The 15,244-nt window shown below is 73.5% G+C and carries 16 protein-coding genes; 10 read left to right on the top strand and 6 right to left on the bottom strand.

Annotated features, from left to right (window positions below; all coding sequences use genetic code 11):
• Window positions 1–389 precede the first annotated feature (389 nt).
• The 7 genes from ACFYST_RS26090 to ACFYST_RS26060 all read left to right on the top strand — a co-directional run bounded on the left by ACFYST_RS26090 (window position 390) and on the right by ACFYST_RS26060 (window position 6,737).
• Window positions 390–2,231 carry a phosphatidylglycerol lysyltransferase domain-containing protein gene (locus ACFYST_RS26090; protein ID WP_387865842.1) on the top strand — a complete coding sequence of 614 codons (1,842 nt, stop codon included), beginning with the start codon at window positions 390–392 and terminating at the stop codon, window positions 2,229–2,231.
• A gap of 193 nt (window positions 2,232–2,424) precedes the next feature.
• Window positions 2,425–3,291, top strand: coding sequence for a dihydropteroate synthase (folP, locus tag ACFYST_RS26085; protein ID WP_387638697.1), 867 nt, complete (start codon window positions 2,425–2,427; stop codon window positions 3,289–3,291).
• 2 nt (window positions 3,292–3,293) lie between these two features.
• Window positions 3,294–3,791 (top strand): nuclear transport factor 2 family protein, encoded by a 498-nt coding sequence (locus tag ACFYST_RS26080; protein WP_387638694.1) that lies wholly within the window; start codon window positions 3,294–3,296, stop codon window positions 3,789–3,791.
• 164 nt (window positions 3,792–3,955) lie between these two features.
• Window positions 3,956–4,315 carry a dihydroneopterin aldolase gene (folB, locus tag ACFYST_RS26075; RefSeq protein ID WP_387638908.1) on the top strand — a complete coding sequence of 120 codons (360 nt, stop codon included), beginning with the start codon at window positions 3,956–3,958 and terminating at the stop codon, window positions 4,313–4,315.
• Between the two features lie 35 nt (window positions 4,316–4,350).
• Window positions 4,351–4,950 (top strand): 2-amino-4-hydroxy-6-hydroxymethyldihydropteridine diphosphokinase, encoded by a 600-nt coding sequence (folK, locus tag ACFYST_RS26070; RefSeq protein ID WP_387865839.1) that lies wholly within the window; start codon window positions 4,351–4,353, stop codon window positions 4,948–4,950.
• A gap of 144 nt (window positions 4,951–5,094) precedes the next feature.
• Window positions 5,095–5,592 (top strand): DUF3180 domain-containing protein, encoded by a 498-nt coding sequence (locus ACFYST_RS26065; protein ID WP_387638690.1) that lies wholly within the window; start codon window positions 5,095–5,097, stop codon window positions 5,590–5,592.
• Window positions 5,593–5,717: 125 nt separating this feature from the next.
• Window positions 5,718–6,737 carry a hypothetical protein gene (locus tag ACFYST_RS26060; protein WP_387865836.1) on the top strand — a complete coding sequence of 340 codons (1,020 nt, stop codon included), beginning with the start codon at window positions 5,718–5,720 and terminating at the stop codon, window positions 6,735–6,737.
• 61 nt (window positions 6,738–6,798) lie between these two features.
• Here ACFYST_RS26060 and ACFYST_RS26055 read toward each other — a convergent pair whose 3' ends face one another.
• A complete protein-coding gene (locus ACFYST_RS26055) occupies window positions 6,799–7,374 on the bottom strand; it encodes a TerD family protein (RefSeq protein ID WP_387638684.1) in 576 nt (191 codons plus the stop codon).
• A gap of 115 nt (window positions 7,375–7,489) precedes the next feature.
• The gene (locus ACFYST_RS26050; RefSeq protein ID WP_387638682.1) at window positions 7,490–7,981 is read right to left on the bottom strand and encodes a hypothetical protein; all 492 of its coding nucleotides are present in this window, start codon (window positions 7,979–7,981) and stop codon (window positions 7,490–7,492) included.
• A 62-nt stretch (window positions 7,982–8,043) separates the two neighbouring features.
• On the opposite strand from ACFYST_RS26050, the gene arfB reads away from it, so the two are divergent.
• Complete coding sequence (gene arfB, locus ACFYST_RS26045) at window positions 8,044–8,472, top strand: alternative ribosome rescue aminoacyl-tRNA hydrolase ArfB (RefSeq protein WP_387638680.1); 429 nt, start codon at window positions 8,044–8,046, stop codon at window positions 8,470–8,472.
• A 19-nt stretch (window positions 8,473–8,491) separates the two neighbouring features.
• Here the strand turns inward: arfB and ACFYST_RS26040 are convergent, their stop codons facing one another.
• Window positions 8,492–9,040 carry a flavin reductase family protein gene (locus ACFYST_RS26040; protein WP_387638677.1) on the bottom strand — a complete coding sequence of 183 codons (549 nt, stop codon included), beginning with the start codon at window positions 9,038–9,040 and terminating at the stop codon, window positions 8,492–8,494.
• 294 nt (window positions 9,041–9,334) lie between these two features.
• Here ACFYST_RS26040 and ACFYST_RS26035 point away from each other — a divergent pair, with 294 nt between their 5' ends.
• Together ACFYST_RS26035 and ACFYST_RS26030 are read left to right on the top strand one after the other, a co-directional pair.
• The gene (locus ACFYST_RS26035) at window positions 9,335–11,107 is read left to right on the top strand and encodes a diguanylate cyclase domain-containing protein (RefSeq protein WP_387638674.1); all 1,773 of its coding nucleotides are present in this window, start codon (window positions 9,335–9,337) and stop codon (window positions 11,105–11,107) included.
• A gap of 75 nt (window positions 11,108–11,182) precedes the next feature.
• Window positions 11,183–12,112 (top strand): hypothetical protein, encoded by a 930-nt coding sequence (locus tag ACFYST_RS26030; RefSeq protein ID WP_387865833.1) that lies wholly within the window; start codon window positions 11,183–11,185, stop codon window positions 12,110–12,112.
• 66 nt (window positions 12,113–12,178) lie between these two features.
• Here the strand turns inward: ACFYST_RS26030 and ACFYST_RS26025 are convergent, their stop codons facing one another.
• The 3 genes from ACFYST_RS26025 to ACFYST_RS26015 all read right to left on the bottom strand — a co-directional run bounded on the left by ACFYST_RS26025 (window position 12,179) and on the right by ACFYST_RS26015 (window position 15,233).
• The gene (locus tag ACFYST_RS26025) at window positions 12,179–13,036 is read right to left on the bottom strand and encodes a ketose-bisphosphate aldolase (protein ID WP_387865830.1); all 858 of its coding nucleotides are present in this window, start codon (window positions 13,034–13,036) and stop codon (window positions 12,179–12,181) included.
• Between the two features lie 92 nt (window positions 13,037–13,128).
• Window positions 13,129–14,304 (bottom strand): N-acetylglucosamine-6-phosphate deacetylase, encoded by a 1,176-nt coding sequence (gene nagA, locus ACFYST_RS26020; protein ID WP_387865827.1) that lies wholly within the window; start codon window positions 14,302–14,304, stop codon window positions 13,129–13,131.
• Window positions 14,301–15,233 carry an ROK family protein gene (locus ACFYST_RS26015; protein ID WP_387638663.1) on the bottom strand — a complete coding sequence of 311 codons (933 nt, stop codon included), beginning with the start codon at window positions 15,231–15,233 and terminating at the stop codon, window positions 14,301–14,303. Before ACFYST_RS26015 ends, nagA begins: the two co-directional genes overlap by 4 nt.
• Window positions 15,234–15,244 lie beyond the last annotated feature (11 nt).

Raw genomic sequence — 15,244 nt, 5'->3', positions numbered from 1 at the left:
CGTCCGGCCCTCCTCGACTCCCGCTCGGTCAACGTTGTTTGACGGTCCGTCGGATGCGAGTGGGGGTAGTCTGACCGAGCGTCGGAAACCAGTACGACCGGATGACTGCACGAACGGGAACCGTCGCCCTAGAATGCGGCGTCCACGGGTTGGAATCGCGCCGAACCGCCGGGCCGGCGGCCACAGGTGCGGCATCGGTGGTACCCGCCGCGTCCCCCGGTCCGATGAGCGCAGCCGTTCGAACCGAGCCCCGGGCGGGCCCCTTCCTCCGCCCGGTGTACCCCTCTTGACGTGCGGATTGCCAGAAAAAGGAACAGTCATGAAGGTTCATCACAACCCGGCGCCCGGGGTGCGCGAGCAGCACCCGGGTGCCTCTAGGCTGGGTTCCCATGAGCGCTCCCGTGTCTGCTGAGACGACATCCGACCAGCCCCGCCGGCGGGGGCTGCAGGCGCTCCGGTCCCAAGCCTCCGCCGTACCGAGGCGGTGGCTGCCGGGTGTCGTCGGGTACGCCTGTCTGGCGATCGGCCTGATCGACATCACCTCCGCGGTCTTCCCCCGGTTCCGGGCCACCCGGATGCACACCTGGGCCGGTCAGCTGCCCGGCGGCACCACCACGCTCGCCGCCGCCGGCACCCTGATGGTCGGCATGGTGCTGGTGCTGCTCGCGCACGCGCTGCGCCGCCGCAAGCGGCGCGCCTGGCGCGCCGTGTGCGTGCTGCTGCCGATCGGTGCCGCGCTCCACATGCTGCGCTGGCACCAGTTCGTCCAGGCCGCGATCTCGCTGGCGCTGTTCGTGGTGATGGTGATCCACCAGCGCGAGTTCTACGCCAAGGCCGACCCGCGCACCCGCTGGCGCGCGGCGCTCAACTTCGTCGTGCTCGGCACCGTCTCGGTGCTGATCGGCATGGCGATCGTCTCCGTCCGGTGGAAGTACGAGATCGGCGACCCGTCGCTGTACCAGCGGCTGGAGCACGTCGGCTACGGCCTGTTCGGCTTCGAAGGCCCGATCCACTACACCAGCGAGCGGATCAGCGACCTGGTCGGTTACTCGCTCGGCGCGCTCGGCCTGGTCACCGCGCTCACCACCGCGTACCTGGCGCTGCGCCCCGAGAAGCCCGAACCCGAGCTCACCCCCGAGGACGAACTCAAGGTCCGCGAACTGCTCGCCCGGCACGGCAAGCGCGACTCGCTCGGCTACTTCGCGCTGCGCCGCGACAAGAGCGTGCTGTTCTCGCCCACCGGCAAGGCCGCGATCTCCTACCGGGTGGTCTCCGGCGTGATGCTCGCCTCCGGCGACCCGGTCGGCGACGTCGAGGCCTGGCCCGGCGCGATCAAGGTCTTCATGACCACCGCCCGCGAACACGCCTGGGTGCCCGCCGTCATGGGCTGCTCCGAGGTCGGCGGTGAGGTCTGGACCCGCGAGGCCGACCTGGACGCGCTCGAACTCGGCGACGAGGCCATCGTCGACACCTCCACCTTCTCGCTCTCCGGCCGCGCCATGCGCAACGTCCGCCAGATGGTCAAGCGGATCGAACGCAACGGCTACTCCTGCAAGGTCCGCCGGGTCGGCGACCTCACCCTGGAGGAGAAGCGCCAGATCGCCGACGCGGCCGCCCGCTGGCGCGGCACCGACACCGAACGCGGCTTCTCCATGGCGCTCGGCCGCTTCGGCGACGCCGGCGACGACGACTGCGTGGTCGTCACGGCGCACAAGGCCCCCGAGGAGGGGGAGAGCGCTTCCGGCGGCGACGACCTGAAGGCCGTGCTGCACTTCGTCCCGTGGGGCGACGACGGCATCTCGCTGGAACTGATGCGCCGCGACCGGGAGGCCGACCCCGGCCTCAACGAACTGCTGATCGTCGCCGCCCTCCAGGAGGTCGGCGCGATGGGCATCCGGCGGGTCTCGCTGAACTTCGCGATGTTCCGCTCGGCGCTCGCCCGCGGCGAGCGGATCGGCGCCGGGCCGGTGCTGCGGGCCTGGCGCGGGTTGCTGGTGTTCCTGTCGCGGTGGTTCCAGATCGAGTCGCTGTACAAGTTCAACGCGAAGTTCCAGCCGGTCTGGGAGCCCCGGTTCCTGGTCTACCAGCAGACCCGCGACCTCCCGCGGATCGGCTTCGCCGCGATGCAGGCGGAGGCGTTCATCACGCTCGGCATGCCGCGGTTCGGGCGCAAGCGGCAGCGGCAGGGGCTCATGCCGGAGGTTCCGGCGCAGCTGGGCAAGGCGGCGTAGGGCGAAACCGGGGAGAGCACCATCAGGGGCGCGGGGAACTGCGCGAGGCGGAAGGCACCCCGACAGGAAGATCGCGACGCAGGGCAGTGGCCTGCACGTGTTCGCGACCTGGCTGTCGGGTGCGTGGTCGCTCGCGCAGTTCCCCGCGCCCCTGGTTTGTGCTCTCCCTGGTTGCCTCTCCTCAGCATCGATAATGGGGCGTATGAGCGAAAACCTCCCTGGCCTGCCCGTCCTGGACCGTTGTGCGGTGATGGGGGTGGTGAATGTCACGCCGGATTCGTTCTCGGACGGGGGGATGTGGCTGGATCCGGCGAAGGCGATCGCGCATGGGCTGGAGCTGGTGGCGCAGGGGGCTGACCTGGTGGACGTGGGTGGGGAGTCGACCCGGCCGGGGGCGTTGCGGGTGACGGAGGAGGAGGAGCTGCGCCGGGTGGTGCCGGTGGTGGCCGAGCTGGCCCGGGCGGGGGTGGTGGTGTCGGTGGACACCATGCGGGCGGGGGTGGCGCGGGCCGCGGTGGAGGCGGGGGCGAAGATCGTCAACGACGTGTCCGGAGGACTCGCGGACGCGGAGATGGCCCGGGTGGTCGCCGAGACCGGCGCGCCGTTCGTGGTGATGCACTGGCGCGGGCAGTCGGCGGACATGGACGCGCTGGCGGTGTACGAGGACGTGGTCGCGGACGTGGTGCGGGAGCTGACCGTCCGGGTGGAGGACCTGCTCGCGGCGGGGGTGAAGGAGGATCAGCTGATCCTGGACCCGGGCCTGGGGTTCGCCAAGACCAGTGCGCACAACTGGGCGCTGCTGGGCCGGCTGGACGCGCTGACGGCGCTGGGGCGGCCGGTGCTGGTCGCGGCTTCGCGCAAGCGCTTCCTGGGTACGCTGCTGGCCAACCCGGAAACCGGGGAGCTGCGCCCGGCGCGGCAGCGGGACGACGCCACGGCGGCGGTCTCGGTGCTGTCGGCGAAGGCGGGTGCCTGGGCGGTCCGGGTGCATGACGTGTCCGGCACGGCTGACGCCGTACGAGTCGTCGCGGCCTGGGAGCAGGCGGAGCAGAGGGGGTAGGCGTGGCGGAGGCAGTGAGCGGCAACGACCGGGCAGCGGCGCTGGAACCGGACGAGGAAGCGGTGCTGGCGGCCAATCAGACGCTGTACGAGGCCCTGGAGAACGGGGACTTGGACGCCGTCGAGTCGATCTGGCTGGGGCCGGGCGAGGCGGACGACAAGGGCGGGGTGTTCTGCGTGCACCCGGGCTGGCCGATGCTGGTCGGCCGGGCCCAGGTGACGCGTTCGTACATGCTGATCATGGCGAACACCGAGTACATCCAGTTCTTCCTGACGGATGTGGAGGTGGACGTGCAGGGAGATGTGGCGCTCGTCACCTGCACGGAGAACATTCTGTCCGGCGGGGAGCCCGAGGAGGAGGGCGAACTGGGGCCGCTGGTCGGCGGGAAGGTCGTGTCGACGAACCTGTTCCGGCGTACTTCGGACGGCTGGAAGCTGTGGTCGCACCACGGTTCGCCGGTTCTCACCAGCGGCGACGACGAGGACGACGAGGAGGAGTGAGGGCCGTCCGTCAAGGGCCGCGGTGGCCGGTCCGATCGGGTGGGCAGCCGGGGAGGCGGTCCGGGGCGGTCAGCACTCGAAGGTAGATTCGAGGGGCGGCGGGCGACGGTGCCCGCCGGTCCCCGCCGCGGCGGGGCCGTCAGCTGGGAGCAGTGATTCTTTTGCTGGACCGCGTCACTCTGCGTGGGCTCCGTGCCCGCGGCCATCACGGCGTGTTCGAACGGGAGCGGATCGAGGGACAGACCTTCGTCGTCGATCTGACGCTGTTCCTGGACACCCGTCCGGCCGCCGCGAGTGACGATCTGACCCGCACCGCGCACTACGGCGTGATCGCGGAGGAGGTCACCGCGGCGATCGCGGGCGACCCGGTCGACCTGATCGAGACGCTGGCCCAGCGGATCGCCGACCAGTGCCTGCGGCACGAGGTGGTCGAGGAGGTCGAGGTCGTCGTGCACAAGCCCGACGCCCCGATCACCGTCCCGTTCGACGACGTCACCATCACGATCCGCCGGAGCCGCGCTTGATGGCGTCCGGTGGAGCCCGAGTGGAGGGAACTCCCATGGCCACCACAGACCCGACCGCCACGCGGACCACGTTCGACCTGCAGGGCAAGGTGGACCGCGTGGAGTCCACCCTGCACGAGTCGCGGACCGCCGCGGTCGCGCTCGGCAGCAACCTGGGCAACCGTCTGGAGACCCTGCAGGGCGCGGTCGACGCGCTGGAGGACACCCCCGGTGTCCGGGTGACCGCGCTGTCCGCGGTGTACGAGACCGACGCCGTGGGCGGGCCCGCCGGCCAGCCCAACTACTTCAACGCCGTCGCGGTGCTGCGCACCTCGCTGCCGCCGCGGGACCTGCTGGAGCGGGCCAACGCCGTGGAGGACGCGTTCGGCCGGGAACGCACCGTCCGCTGGGGTTCCCGCACCCTGGACGTCGACATCCTCACCTACGAGGGCGTGCTCAGCGACGACCCGCAGCTGACCCTGCCGCACCCGCGCGCCCACGAGCGGGCGTTCGTGCTGGCGCCGTGGCAGGACGCCGACCCGCAGGCCGAGGTGCCCGGGCACGGGCCGGTCGCGGAGCTGCTGGCGGGCCTCGGCGGGGCCGAGGGCCAGGGCGTGCGGCTGCGCGCCGACCTGCAGCTGCGACTGCCGGAGTGAGCGGCCCGGGAACTTCCGGCGGGGTGCGGGCGTAGCTCCCTGCGGGTGCGGCCCGGCCGGTACGGTGGGCTGGTCGCCGTGACCCGCCGGACCTCCGGGCCGTGAAGAGGCCGGGACGAACCACTGGGAAGGAAGCCCGTCCGCGTGAAGCCGCTCCGTCTCCGCCTGCTGCTCGGCATCACCGCCATCACGGGGCTGCTGTCCTGGGGCGGCGCCCGGCTGTGGGACTCGCTGGGCACACTGCCCGGGGTACCCGCGTACGCGCCGTTCGTGCTGGCGGCGATCGCCGTGGTGCTGCTGGCCGTGGCGATCTCGTTGCGGTCGCGGCTGAAGGCGATCCGGGAGCGGCAGCCGGGTGCGAAGCGGGTCGATCCGCTGCACGCGGCGCGGGCGCTGGTGCTGGGGCAGGCCAGTGCGCTGGTGTCGGCGGTGGTGACCGGGGTGTACGCGGGCGTCGGGGTGTTCCTGCTCGGCTCGCTGGAGGTCGCCGCCCGCCGGGCGCAGGCCGCGACGGCGCTGTTCTCGGTGCTGGCCGGCGCCGCGGTGATCGCGGTGGCGCTGTGGCTGCAGCACATCTGCAAGCTTCCCGAGGACCACGACGACCCGGACCACCCGCGCGGCACGGCCGCGTCCTCGCGCTGATCTTCCCGCCGGATCCGGTCGCGCTGCGTGGTGGGACGTACGCGGCCCGTGTTTCTGTCGGCGTGTCAAGGGCGGAATGGGGGCCGAGGCTGACAGCGCCTCGATTCGCACGCTAGTTTCTAGCCATGTCTCGCGGACGCCACCGTCATTCCTCCGTCCTTGGCCGGTCGCTGCCACCGGTCGCCTCCGGTGTGCTCGTGGTCGCGGCGGTGGCCGCGCTGGTGGCCAGTCCGGATCAGATCGTGGCCCGTTCGGTCGGGGTCGCCGCGGTGGTCGCGGTGGTCGGCCTGGCGCTGGTGCTGCGGCAGCGCGACCGGGCCGCCCGGAACGCCGCCGAGGTGGCCATGGTGCGCCGGCTGCGCGCCGAGGAGAGCTACGAGGAGCAGATCGCCGAGGCCGAGTACGCGGCCGAGGTCGCCGAGGAGCGGGCCACCCGCTTCGGGCGGCGCCTGACCGCGGAGAAGTCCCGGTTGGCGAAGGCGGAGACCGAGATCGCCCGGCTGCTGCGCGAGCGCGCGGTGCTGGTCGCCGAGCAGGCGCTGAAGGAGGCCGAGGCGGCCCGCCGGGCGCTCGAGGCGACCCGGCCCAAGAACCCGGCCACCCCGGCCGCGTTCGTCCGCGCACAGGCCGCGCTGCGGCACCTGGAGCGGCAGGCCGTGACGGCCGAGGCGCGTCGCGCGGTCGACGAGCGGGCCCAGGTCGAGCTGCGGCCGCGGATGCCCGAGCCGGTGCCGGCCACCGGTTCGGCGGCGCTGCGCCCGGTCGGCCCGGCGCTGCCCGCCCCGCGCCCGCAGGACGTCGAGCAGGCGGCCCCGGCGGCCCCGCAGCGGCCGCGGGCGGCGGCGTTCAGCTTCTTCGGCCGGCCGGGCGCCGCCCGGGCCGCGCTGCGGGCGGCCGCGCCGGCCCCGGCGGTCGGCGACCTGGCGGACGTGGTGGGCGACGAGGCGGTGGCCGACAGCGAGCGCTACGCGGTGCTGGACGCCGCGCCGGTGGACGCCGCGCAGCCCGCGCACCGCGCGGTCGAGCAGCCGCCGAGCCACCAGCACGCGGAGTCCGACACCGAGCCCGTCGAGGTGGTCGACCTGACCGTGCACGACGAGACCGAGGTGCTGGAGCTGCCCGAGCTGCGGGCCGGCCGCCCCTGACGACGCGAAAGGGCCCCCGCTCCGGACGGAGCGGGGGCCCTTTTCACGTGCCGGCGGCTGCTCAGACGTTGACGCCGAAGTCCTGGGCGATGCCGGCCAGGCCGGAGGCGTAGCCCTGGCCGATGGCGCGGAACTTCCACTCGGCGCCGTTGCGGTACAGCTCGCCGAAGACCATGGCGGTCTCGGTGGCGGCGTCCTCGGAGAGGTCGTAGCGGGCGATCTCGGCGCCGCCGGCCTGGTTGAGCACCCGGATGTAGGCGTTGCGGACCTGGCCGAAGCTCTGGCCGCGGGTGTTGCCGTCGTAGATCGACACCGGGAAGGCGATCCGGGTGACGTCGGCGGGCAGCGCGGCCAGGTTGACGTTGATCGACTCGTCGTCGCCCGCGCCTTCGCCGGTGCGGTTGTCGCCGGTGTGCACGACGGTGCTGTCCGGGGTGCTGGTGTTGTTGAAGAAGACGAAGTGGCGGTCGGAGTAGACCCGGCCTTCGCCGTTCAGCACGATCGCGCTGGCGTCCAGGTCGAACTCGGTGCCGGTGGTGGTGCGCACGTCCCAGCCGAGGCCGACGGTGACCGCGGTCAGGCCGGGGGCTTCCTTGGTCAGCGAGACGTTGCCACCCTTGGAGAGGCTCACGGGCATGGTCTGTGGTGTCCCTTCGGTCGGTTTTGACCGGAGAACGTGGGACGGGCGGCCGTTGGTTCCATCGCTCCGTGGACGGACGGATTTCTCCCCCGATCGGCCGCCCGGCGCCGGGTCAGATGCGCGGGTACCGGCCCTGCACGGTCCAGATGTTCGGATTGTCGGCCAGGTCCTCGTGCAGCTCGAACAGGTCGGCCAGCACGTCCTGCAGGAAGTCCCGGGCCTCCCGGCGCAGTTCGGCGTGCCGGACCACCAGCGGCTCGTCGTCCGGCCGCCAGGTGGCGGTGATCTCCACCCAGCCGAACCGGCGGGCGAAGCGCAGCAGTTCGGTGTTCTGGGTGAAGTCCAGGTCCTCGGTGCGCACCCGGGCCTCCCGGCTGCCGCGCGGGTCCTCGTCCAGGCGCTCGACGATGTCGCACAGCGCCCAGGCGAAGTCCAGCACCGGCACCCAGCTCCAGCGGGTCTCCACGCCGGCGCCGTCGTCGGTCTCCAGGTAGACGTCCCCGGCGAACAGGTCGTGCCGCAGCGCGCGGACCGGCGCGGTGCGGTAGTCGGTCTGCGGGGGGTCGGGGAAGCGGTTGGACAGGGAGTAGCCGAGCTCGATCACGCCCGCCATTGTGCCGGGTTAATCGGGTGACGGCCGCCGGGCCCGGGCGGGATGATGGCGGTATGACTGAGCCCGTGCGCGTACGGGGTTCGGTGGTCGTCCCCGACGCCGAGCTCGTCTGGCGCTTCTCCCGTTCCTCCGGCCCGGGCGGCCAGCACGTCAACACCTCGGACAGCAAGGTCGAGCTGCGCTGGGACCTGGCGGCCTCCGACGCGCTGCCGCAGGTGTGGAAGGACCGCGCCCTGGAGCGGCTGGCCTCCCGGCTGGTCGACGGGGTGCTGGTGGTGCGCGCCTCCGAGCACCGCTCGCAGTGGCGCAACCGCGAGATCGCGGCCGCCCGGCTGGCCTCGCTGCTCGGCGAGGCCACCGCGCCGCCGCCGAAGGCCCGGCGGGCCACCAAGCCGAGCCGGGGCATGGTCGAGCGGCGGCTGGAGAACAAGCGGCACCGCGCCACGCTGAAGCAGGGGCGGGGCCGGATCAAGCCGGAGTGACGGCCGGGGCCTGCCCCCGTCAGCCCAGGTGGCGGTAGCCGGCCCGGAAGTACACCAGCGGCTTCGCGGCCGGGGCGGGCACCCGCGCGGCCAGCACGCGGCCGAGCACCAGGGTGTGGTCGCCGGCCGGGATGCGCCGCTCGGTGCGGCACTCGACGGTGGCGAGCGCGCCGTCGATCAGCGGGGCGCCGGAGTGCGGGCCGCGCTGCCAGGCGGCGTCGGCGAACAGCAGGCGGTCGCTGAGCCGGCCCTTCATGGCGAACCGGGAGGCCAGCGTGCGGTGCTCCTCGCCGAGCAGCGACACCGCCCAGGTCTCGGCCCGGGTGAGCAGGTCGTCCATCCGGGAGTCCTCGCGCACCGAGATCAGCACCAGCGGTGGCTCCAGCGACACCGACAGGAACGAGGTGGCGGTCATGCCCGCGTCCTCGTCCTCCTCGGGGTCGTGCACGGTCACCAGCGAGACGCCGGCCGCCAGTTGGCCGAGGGCGGCGCGGAACTCCTCGGGAGTGGCGCCGGCATCCGCGACGGGGGCGGTGGGAGAGGTGGGGGACTGGGGGGAGCTGTACACGTACCGCACGGTAGTCGCCGGGCGGTCGTGCCGGTATCGGGCCCTGGTCGTAGGTCGGCTCGGTCGCTGGGCCGAGCGCACGGGAGGCGCGTCGCTGGAAGTCGCCTGGCGGGCGTCCTGTCGTTCCCTGCCGTTTCCGAATACGATCATCACTTCATCATTATGTGATTTGAGTCACACTGACAGCCTATTGCTGACCGAGCGTGCCTATCGGAGTGCTCGCTGTGATTCAGTTCTTCTGGCAATCGGACGACAACCTTTCAAGACCATCCGAAGCAGCCGGGGAGCCCCCGCATGGAAGCCGAGTCGGAGCCCTACGTCCGCCTCGCGACCCTCCGCACCTTGCACCGGGTCGTGGCGGACCTCAACGCTGCCCGGAGCCTGGCGGGAACCCTGCAGGCCGTCGTCGAGGGAGCGGTCCACGGACTCGGATTCGACGCCGCCGCGGTCAGCCTGGTGCGGCCCGACGGCGACCTGGTGATCGCCGCCGTCTGGGAGATCGAGGAGAGCACCTTCGGCGGCCCCGCCGTCCTGCTCGGCCAGGTCGGCTCCCGCGAGTCCTGGGACCGGATGCTCCAGGTCGCCGACCACTGGGGCACCCTGCGCTTCATCCCGCACGACCGCGGCTGGGCCATCGGCACCGACATCCCCACCTGGACCGGCGACGGCCCGATGCCCGTCTACGACAACGACTGGCACCCCGCCGACGTGCTGCTCGCCCCCATGTACAGCGCCGGCGGCGACCTGCTCGGCATCCTCTCGGTGGACCGCCCGCGCAGCGGAAAACGCCCCGGCGCGTGGACCCGCGAAGCGCTGGAGATGTTCTCCCTCCAGGCCTCCATAGCCATCGGCAACGCCCGGCTGCGGGCCGAGATGCAGCGCGCCCTGGCCCGGCTGGAGAAGGAGCAGCAGGCCCTGCGGGCCAGCGAGGAATCCTTCCGGCAGGCCTTCGAGTACGCCCCCAGCGGCATGGCCATCACCGAACTCCACGGCGACGGCACCGGCCAGCTCACCCGCGTCAACGACGCCCTGTGCCGCCTGCTCGGCCGCCCCCGGGCCACCCTGCGCCAGCAGCGCTTCGTCGACCTGGTCCACCCCGACGACCTGGAGCTGCTGCTGCGCACCAGCGCCGAGGGCGGCCGGGCCGAACTGCGGCTGTCCCGGCGCGACGGCGGTTACCAGTGGGTGTGCCTGCGCAACTCGGTGGTCGCCGACGCCACCGAGGGGCCCAGCTTCCTGCTCACCCACGTCGAGGACATCGAGGAGCGCAAGCGGCACGAGCTCCAGCTCGCCCACCGGGCCAGCCACGACGCCCTCACCGGCCTGCCCAACGGCGCCGAGCTGCGGGCCCGGCTGGCCCGCCGGCTCTGTTCCCGCCCCCCGCTGCCCGCCCCCGGCCCGCACGGACAGGCACTGTCGCCCGGCCACGGCCTCCTGGACGGCCCGCAGGTGCCCGTGGCCCCCGTCCCCCTCGCGCACGGCTACGCGCCGCCCGACGGCGCCCTGGACCGCGCCCGGGAGGCCTTCGCGGCCGGCGTGGCGTTCCACGAGGACGCCGCCACCGCCCACCACGTGCACGCCGTCGTCCCCGCCGACCCGCCCGGCGGCGAACTCTGGCACGGCCACCGCCGCCCCGGCCCCGACAAGGGGCTCGCCGTCCTCTACTGCGACCTCGACGGCTTCAAGCTGGTCAACGACCGCTACGGCCACAACGCCGGCGACGCCGTGCTGATCGAGATCGCCCGCCGGCTCCAGCAGGTCGTCCGGGAGGGCGACACGGTGGCCCGGATGAGCGGCGACGAGTTCGTGGTGCTGGCCGACGCCATCGGCCGTGAGGAGGCCAAGGAGCTCGCCGGGCGGCTGCGCAGCGCCATCCTGCCGCCGATGCGGATCGACAACCGGGCCGTCCGGGTCGGCGTCAGCCTCGGCATCGGCTGGGCCGGCTGCGGCATGAGCATCGACGAGGTCCTGCACTCCGCGGACGAGCGGATGTACGACGAGAAGCGCACCCGCGGCGGCGCGGCCCGCGGCTCGCGCGGCGAGCGCTCGCACCGCCGGGCGGGCTGAACCGCTTACACCGTGTTCGAGCACGGCAGGTAGGGTGCCCTGGGTACGAGAGCATCCAGTCCTGGGGAGTTGACCGTGACGACGGCCGGCAGCAACGACGGCGCGGACGAGGACGACCCGTTCGCGTACCTCTACCGCCCCGCCGAGGGCGAGGAGCCCGCGCCCGAGCGGCCCCGGACCGGCTACAGCCGCCCGATGGAGGTCGGCCGCGCCAACTACGGCGAGCGCCCCGTCCACCCGCAGGCCCCGCCGCCCCCCGGCTACCCGCAGGCCGCGCCCGGGCAGGAGACCACCGCGCTGCCGCCGCAGCAGTCCCGGTACGCCGAGCGCTCCCGGCCCCGGCCCGGCGAGGACCGGCCGGCCGGCCGCGGCAAGGCCGCCGTGATCGGCGCCGTCGCGGTGGTCGCCGCGATCGCCATCGGCGCGGGCGTCGCGCTGTCCACCGGCGACCCGGACGGCGGCAAGAACCAGGCCGGCGGCGCCACGCACAGCCCGTCCGCCCCGGCCGAGCCCACCTCGTCGGCGCCGCCGTCCAGCGCGGCGCCCAGCCCGAGCACGCTCTCCGGCGGTACGGACGTCGCCGACGCCGCCGGCATGAAGCTCAGCGGAGGCAGCACGGCCGCGAACCAGGTGGCGGGCGCGAAGGCGGCCGGCGGCAAGTACGTCGACGGCCTCGGCGCGGTCGGCGCGTCGGTCTCCTGGGACGTCGACATGCCCGCCGCCGGACAGTTCCAGATCTGGCTGCGCTTCAACAACAGCGGCCAGAACGCCACCGCGACGGTCGCGGTCGACGGCCAGCCCACCTACACCCCTATAAAGCTGAACAACTACAGCCCCGGCCTGCCGCCGGACAGCTCCTGGTACTCGTCCTGGGTCAGCGGAACGGTCGCCCAGCCCGGCCACCACACCATCTCGGTGTCCTGCCAGGCCGGCAACCAGTGCGGCTTCCTGCTCGACCAGATCGCCGTCACCCCGAACGGGACCTCCAAGCCCCAGGGCTGGTGATCCGGCCCGACCAGGGGCCGGCCGCGGCCCGGGCCTCCGTGCAGGTCCGGGCCGCGGCGGGTGTCGTCAGGCCGAGGTGTGGACCACCCGGGCCAGTTGTTCGACGGTGCGGGTCATCGCGTCGCGGGCGGCGGTGAGGTACTTGCGGGGGTCGGTGACGGTGGGGTGGGCCGTCAGGTGTTCGCGGACGGCGGCGGTGTAGGACAGGTTGAGCGCCGTGCCGATGTTGATCTTCACCATGCCGGCCGCGACCGCCGCCGTGAGCTGCCCGTCGGGGACGCCGGAGCTGCCGTGCAGGACCAGCGGGACGGGGACGGCGGCGGCCAGCTCGCGGATCAGGGCGAGGTCGAGGTCGGCGGTGCGTGAGGTCATCGCGTGCGAGGAGCCGACGGCGACGGCCAGTGCGTCCACGGCGGTGTCGGCGACGTAGCGGGCGGCCTCCGCCGGGTCGGTGCGGGCGCCGGGGGCGTGCGCGGACAGCGGCGGTTCGCCGTCCTTGCCGCCGACCTTGCCGAGTTCGGCCTCCAGGTGCAGGCCGTGGCGGTGCGCCCAGGCGGCGGCCTCGGCGGTGGCCTTGACGTTCTCGTCGTGCGGCAGCGCGGAGGCGTCGAACATCGCCGAGGAGAAGCCGGCGGCGGGGGCCGCGCGCAGCAGGTCGAAGTCCTCGCAGTGGTCGAGGTGCAGCGAGACGGGGACGCGGGCGGCGGCGGCGATCTCCGCGCAGGCCCGGGCGATCGGCAGCAGGCGGCCGTCGCGGTAGGCGATCGCGTTCTGGCTGAGCTGGAGCACGACGGGCGTGCCGGCGGCTTCGGCGCCGGCGGCGATCGCCTCGGCGTGCTCCAGGGTGATCACGTTGAAGGCGGGCAGTCCGCGCCGGTCGGCGGCGGCGGAGGCGAGCAGGTCGGAGGTAGGGGCGAGCGGCAAGGGGGTCTCCCGGGTGGGGTGAGCAACGAGGCGCAGGTTCCGCTGCTCACCCTCCCCGTGGCGGGAGCGACCGGGGGCGAACCCCAGTCGGGTCAGGCCGGGTTGCCGGCCCTGGTGAAGCGGTCCGCGCCGACGATCCACTCACCGCGGCGCATCACCGCGGCGAGCTCGTAGGTGTCGGAGTCGAGGACGACCAGGTCGGCGTTCTTGCCTGCCTCCAGGGAGCCGAGGGTGTCGGCCAGGCCCATCAGCCGGGCCGGGACGGTGGACAGCGAGGTGACGGCCTGGTCCAGGGACAGGCCGAGCACGGTGACGGCGCGCCGGAAGGCGACGTCCAGGGTGAGGGTGGAGCCGGCGATGGAGCCGCCCTCGACGAGGCGGGCGACGCCGTTCTCGACCCGGACCTGGAGCGGGCCGAGCGGGTACATGCCGTCGCCCATGCCGGCCGCGCCCATCGCGTCGGTGATCAGCGCGACCCGCTCGGCTCCGGCGGTGCCGTAGGCGAGTTCGAGCACCGAGGGGTGCAGGTGGATGCCGTCGTTGATCAGCTCTACGGTGACCCGCTCGTCCTCCAGCAGCGCGACGATCGGGCCGGGGGCGCGGTGCTGGATGCCCGGCATCGCGTTGAACAGGTGGGTGGCGACGGTGGCCCCGGCGTCGATCGCCTCCAGGGTGAGCGCGTAGTCGGAGTCGGTGTGGCCGACGGCGGCGATGATGCCCCGGTCGGCGAGCATCCGGACGGACTCCAGGCCGCCGGGCAGTTCCGGGGCGAGGGTGAACATCTTCGCGTGGCCGCGGGCGGCGTCGGCGAGCTTGCGCACCAGCGCCGGGTCGGGGTCGCGCAGCAGGTCGGGGCGGTGGGCGCCGCACCGGTTGTGGGAGATGAACGGGCCCTCGAAGTGGATGCCGGCCAGGACGCCGTCCTCGACGAGTTCGGAGAGCACGGCCGCCTGGCGGCAGACCTCGTCGATCTCGCCGGTGACGGTGGAGGCCATCGTCGTGGTGGTGCCGTGTTCCAGGTGCGTGCGGGCGGCGGTGAGGGCCTCCTCGGCCACGCCGGACGCGTACGAGGCGCCGCCGCCGCCGTGCACGTGCAGGTCGACGAAGCCGGGGACGACGGTGTACCCGGTCAGGTCGAGGTCGCCGGGTGCCCGCTCGCCGCCGAGGTCCGCGATGCGCGGCCCCTCGACCGTGAGCCGGCCGCCTTCGATCACCCCGCCGGGAACGACGAGTCGGGCTCCGGCCAGTGCAGTACGGTCCGCGGTCACGCGGTCACCTCCATGGAGAGCAGATCCCAGGCGAGCAAACCGGCGCCCAGGGACGCGGCGGTGTCTTTGAGCATGGCCGGAACGACCTTCGGGGGCATCTGGAAGGTCAGGCGCTCGGTCACCGCCGCGCGCAGCGGCGTGAAGAGGGTGTCACCGGCCTCCGCCAGCCCGCCGCCGACGATCACCGTCGACGGGTCGAGCAGGCTCTGCGCGATCACGATGCCGTCGGCGAGCGCGTCCACCGCGTCCTGCCAGACCACCAGGGCCGCCGGGTCGCCGGCGTCGACGGCCAGCGCGCAGGCGGCGGCGTCGGCCTCGGGGTCGCCGGTGGCCTCGGCCCAGGCCCGGGACACCGCGGAGGCGGAGGCCAGGGTCTCCAGGCAGCCGCGGGCGCCGCAGCCGCACTGCGGGCCGCCGGGGCGGACCACCACGTGCCCGATCTCGCCGCCGTAGCCGTGGGCGCCGGCCTCGATCGTGCCGTGGATGCCGATCGCGCCGGCGATGCCGGTGCCGAGCGCGATGAACAGGAAGCGGTCGACTCCGCGACCGGCCCCGATCCGGCCCTCGGCGAGCCCGCCGGAGCGGACGTCGTGGCCGAGGGCGACGGGAATGTTGCCGAGGCGCTCGCCGAGCAGCTTGCGCATCGGCAGGTCCCGCCAGCCGAGGTTGGCGGAGAAGACCGCGATCCCGTTCCTCTCGTCGATCGTTCCCGGCACGGCGACGCCTGCCGCGAGGGGGGCGGCACCGAAGCGGGTGCGGCCCTCCTGCGCCAGGTCGGCGGCGAAGTCGAGGATGGTGGCGACGACGGCGTCGGTGCCGTGCTCCCGCCCGGTCGGTCGGCGTGCCTCGTACAGCACGGAGCCGTCCTGGGCGACCAGCGCGGCCTTCATGCCGGTGCCGCCTACATCGAGTGCGATGACGTGCTTCACGGGGGACAGTT

This window comes from Kitasatospora sp. NPDC004614, from assembly GCF_042873675.1.
In the GTDB taxonomy this organism is placed as follows: domain Bacteria; phylum Actinomycetota; class Actinomycetes; order Streptomycetales; family Streptomycetaceae; genus Kitasatospora.
This window is presented reverse-complemented; position numbering and strand designations above follow the sequence as displayed.

Excerpts from the sequence above, each read along its gene's own strand:
- ACFYST_RS26090 (WP_387865842.1), top strand. The coding sequence starts at position 390 with ATGAGCGCTCCCGTGTCTGCTGAGACGACATCCGACCAGCCCCGCCGG.
- folP (WP_387638697.1), top strand. The coding sequence starts at position 2,425 with ATGGGGCGTATGAGCGAAAACCTCCCTGGCCTGCCCGTCCTGGACCGT.
- folK (WP_387865839.1), top strand. The coding sequence starts at position 4,351 with ATGGCCACCACAGACCCGACCGCCACGCGGACCACGTTCGACCTGCAG.
- ACFYST_RS26060 (WP_387865836.1), top strand. The coding sequence starts at position 5,718 with ATGTCTCGCGGACGCCACCGTCATTCCTCCGTCCTTGGCCGGTCGCTG.
- ACFYST_RS26055 (WP_387638684.1), bottom strand. The coding sequence starts at position 7,374 with ATGCCCGTGAGCCTCTCCAAGGGTGGCAACGTCTCGCTGACCAAGGAA.
- arfB (WP_387638680.1), top strand. The coding sequence starts at position 8,044 with ATGACTGAGCCCGTGCGCGTACGGGGTTCGGTGGTCGTCCCCGACGCC.
- ACFYST_RS26035 (WP_387638674.1), top strand. The coding sequence starts at position 9,335 with ATGGAAGCCGAGTCGGAGCCCTACGTCCGCCTCGCGACCCTCCGCACC.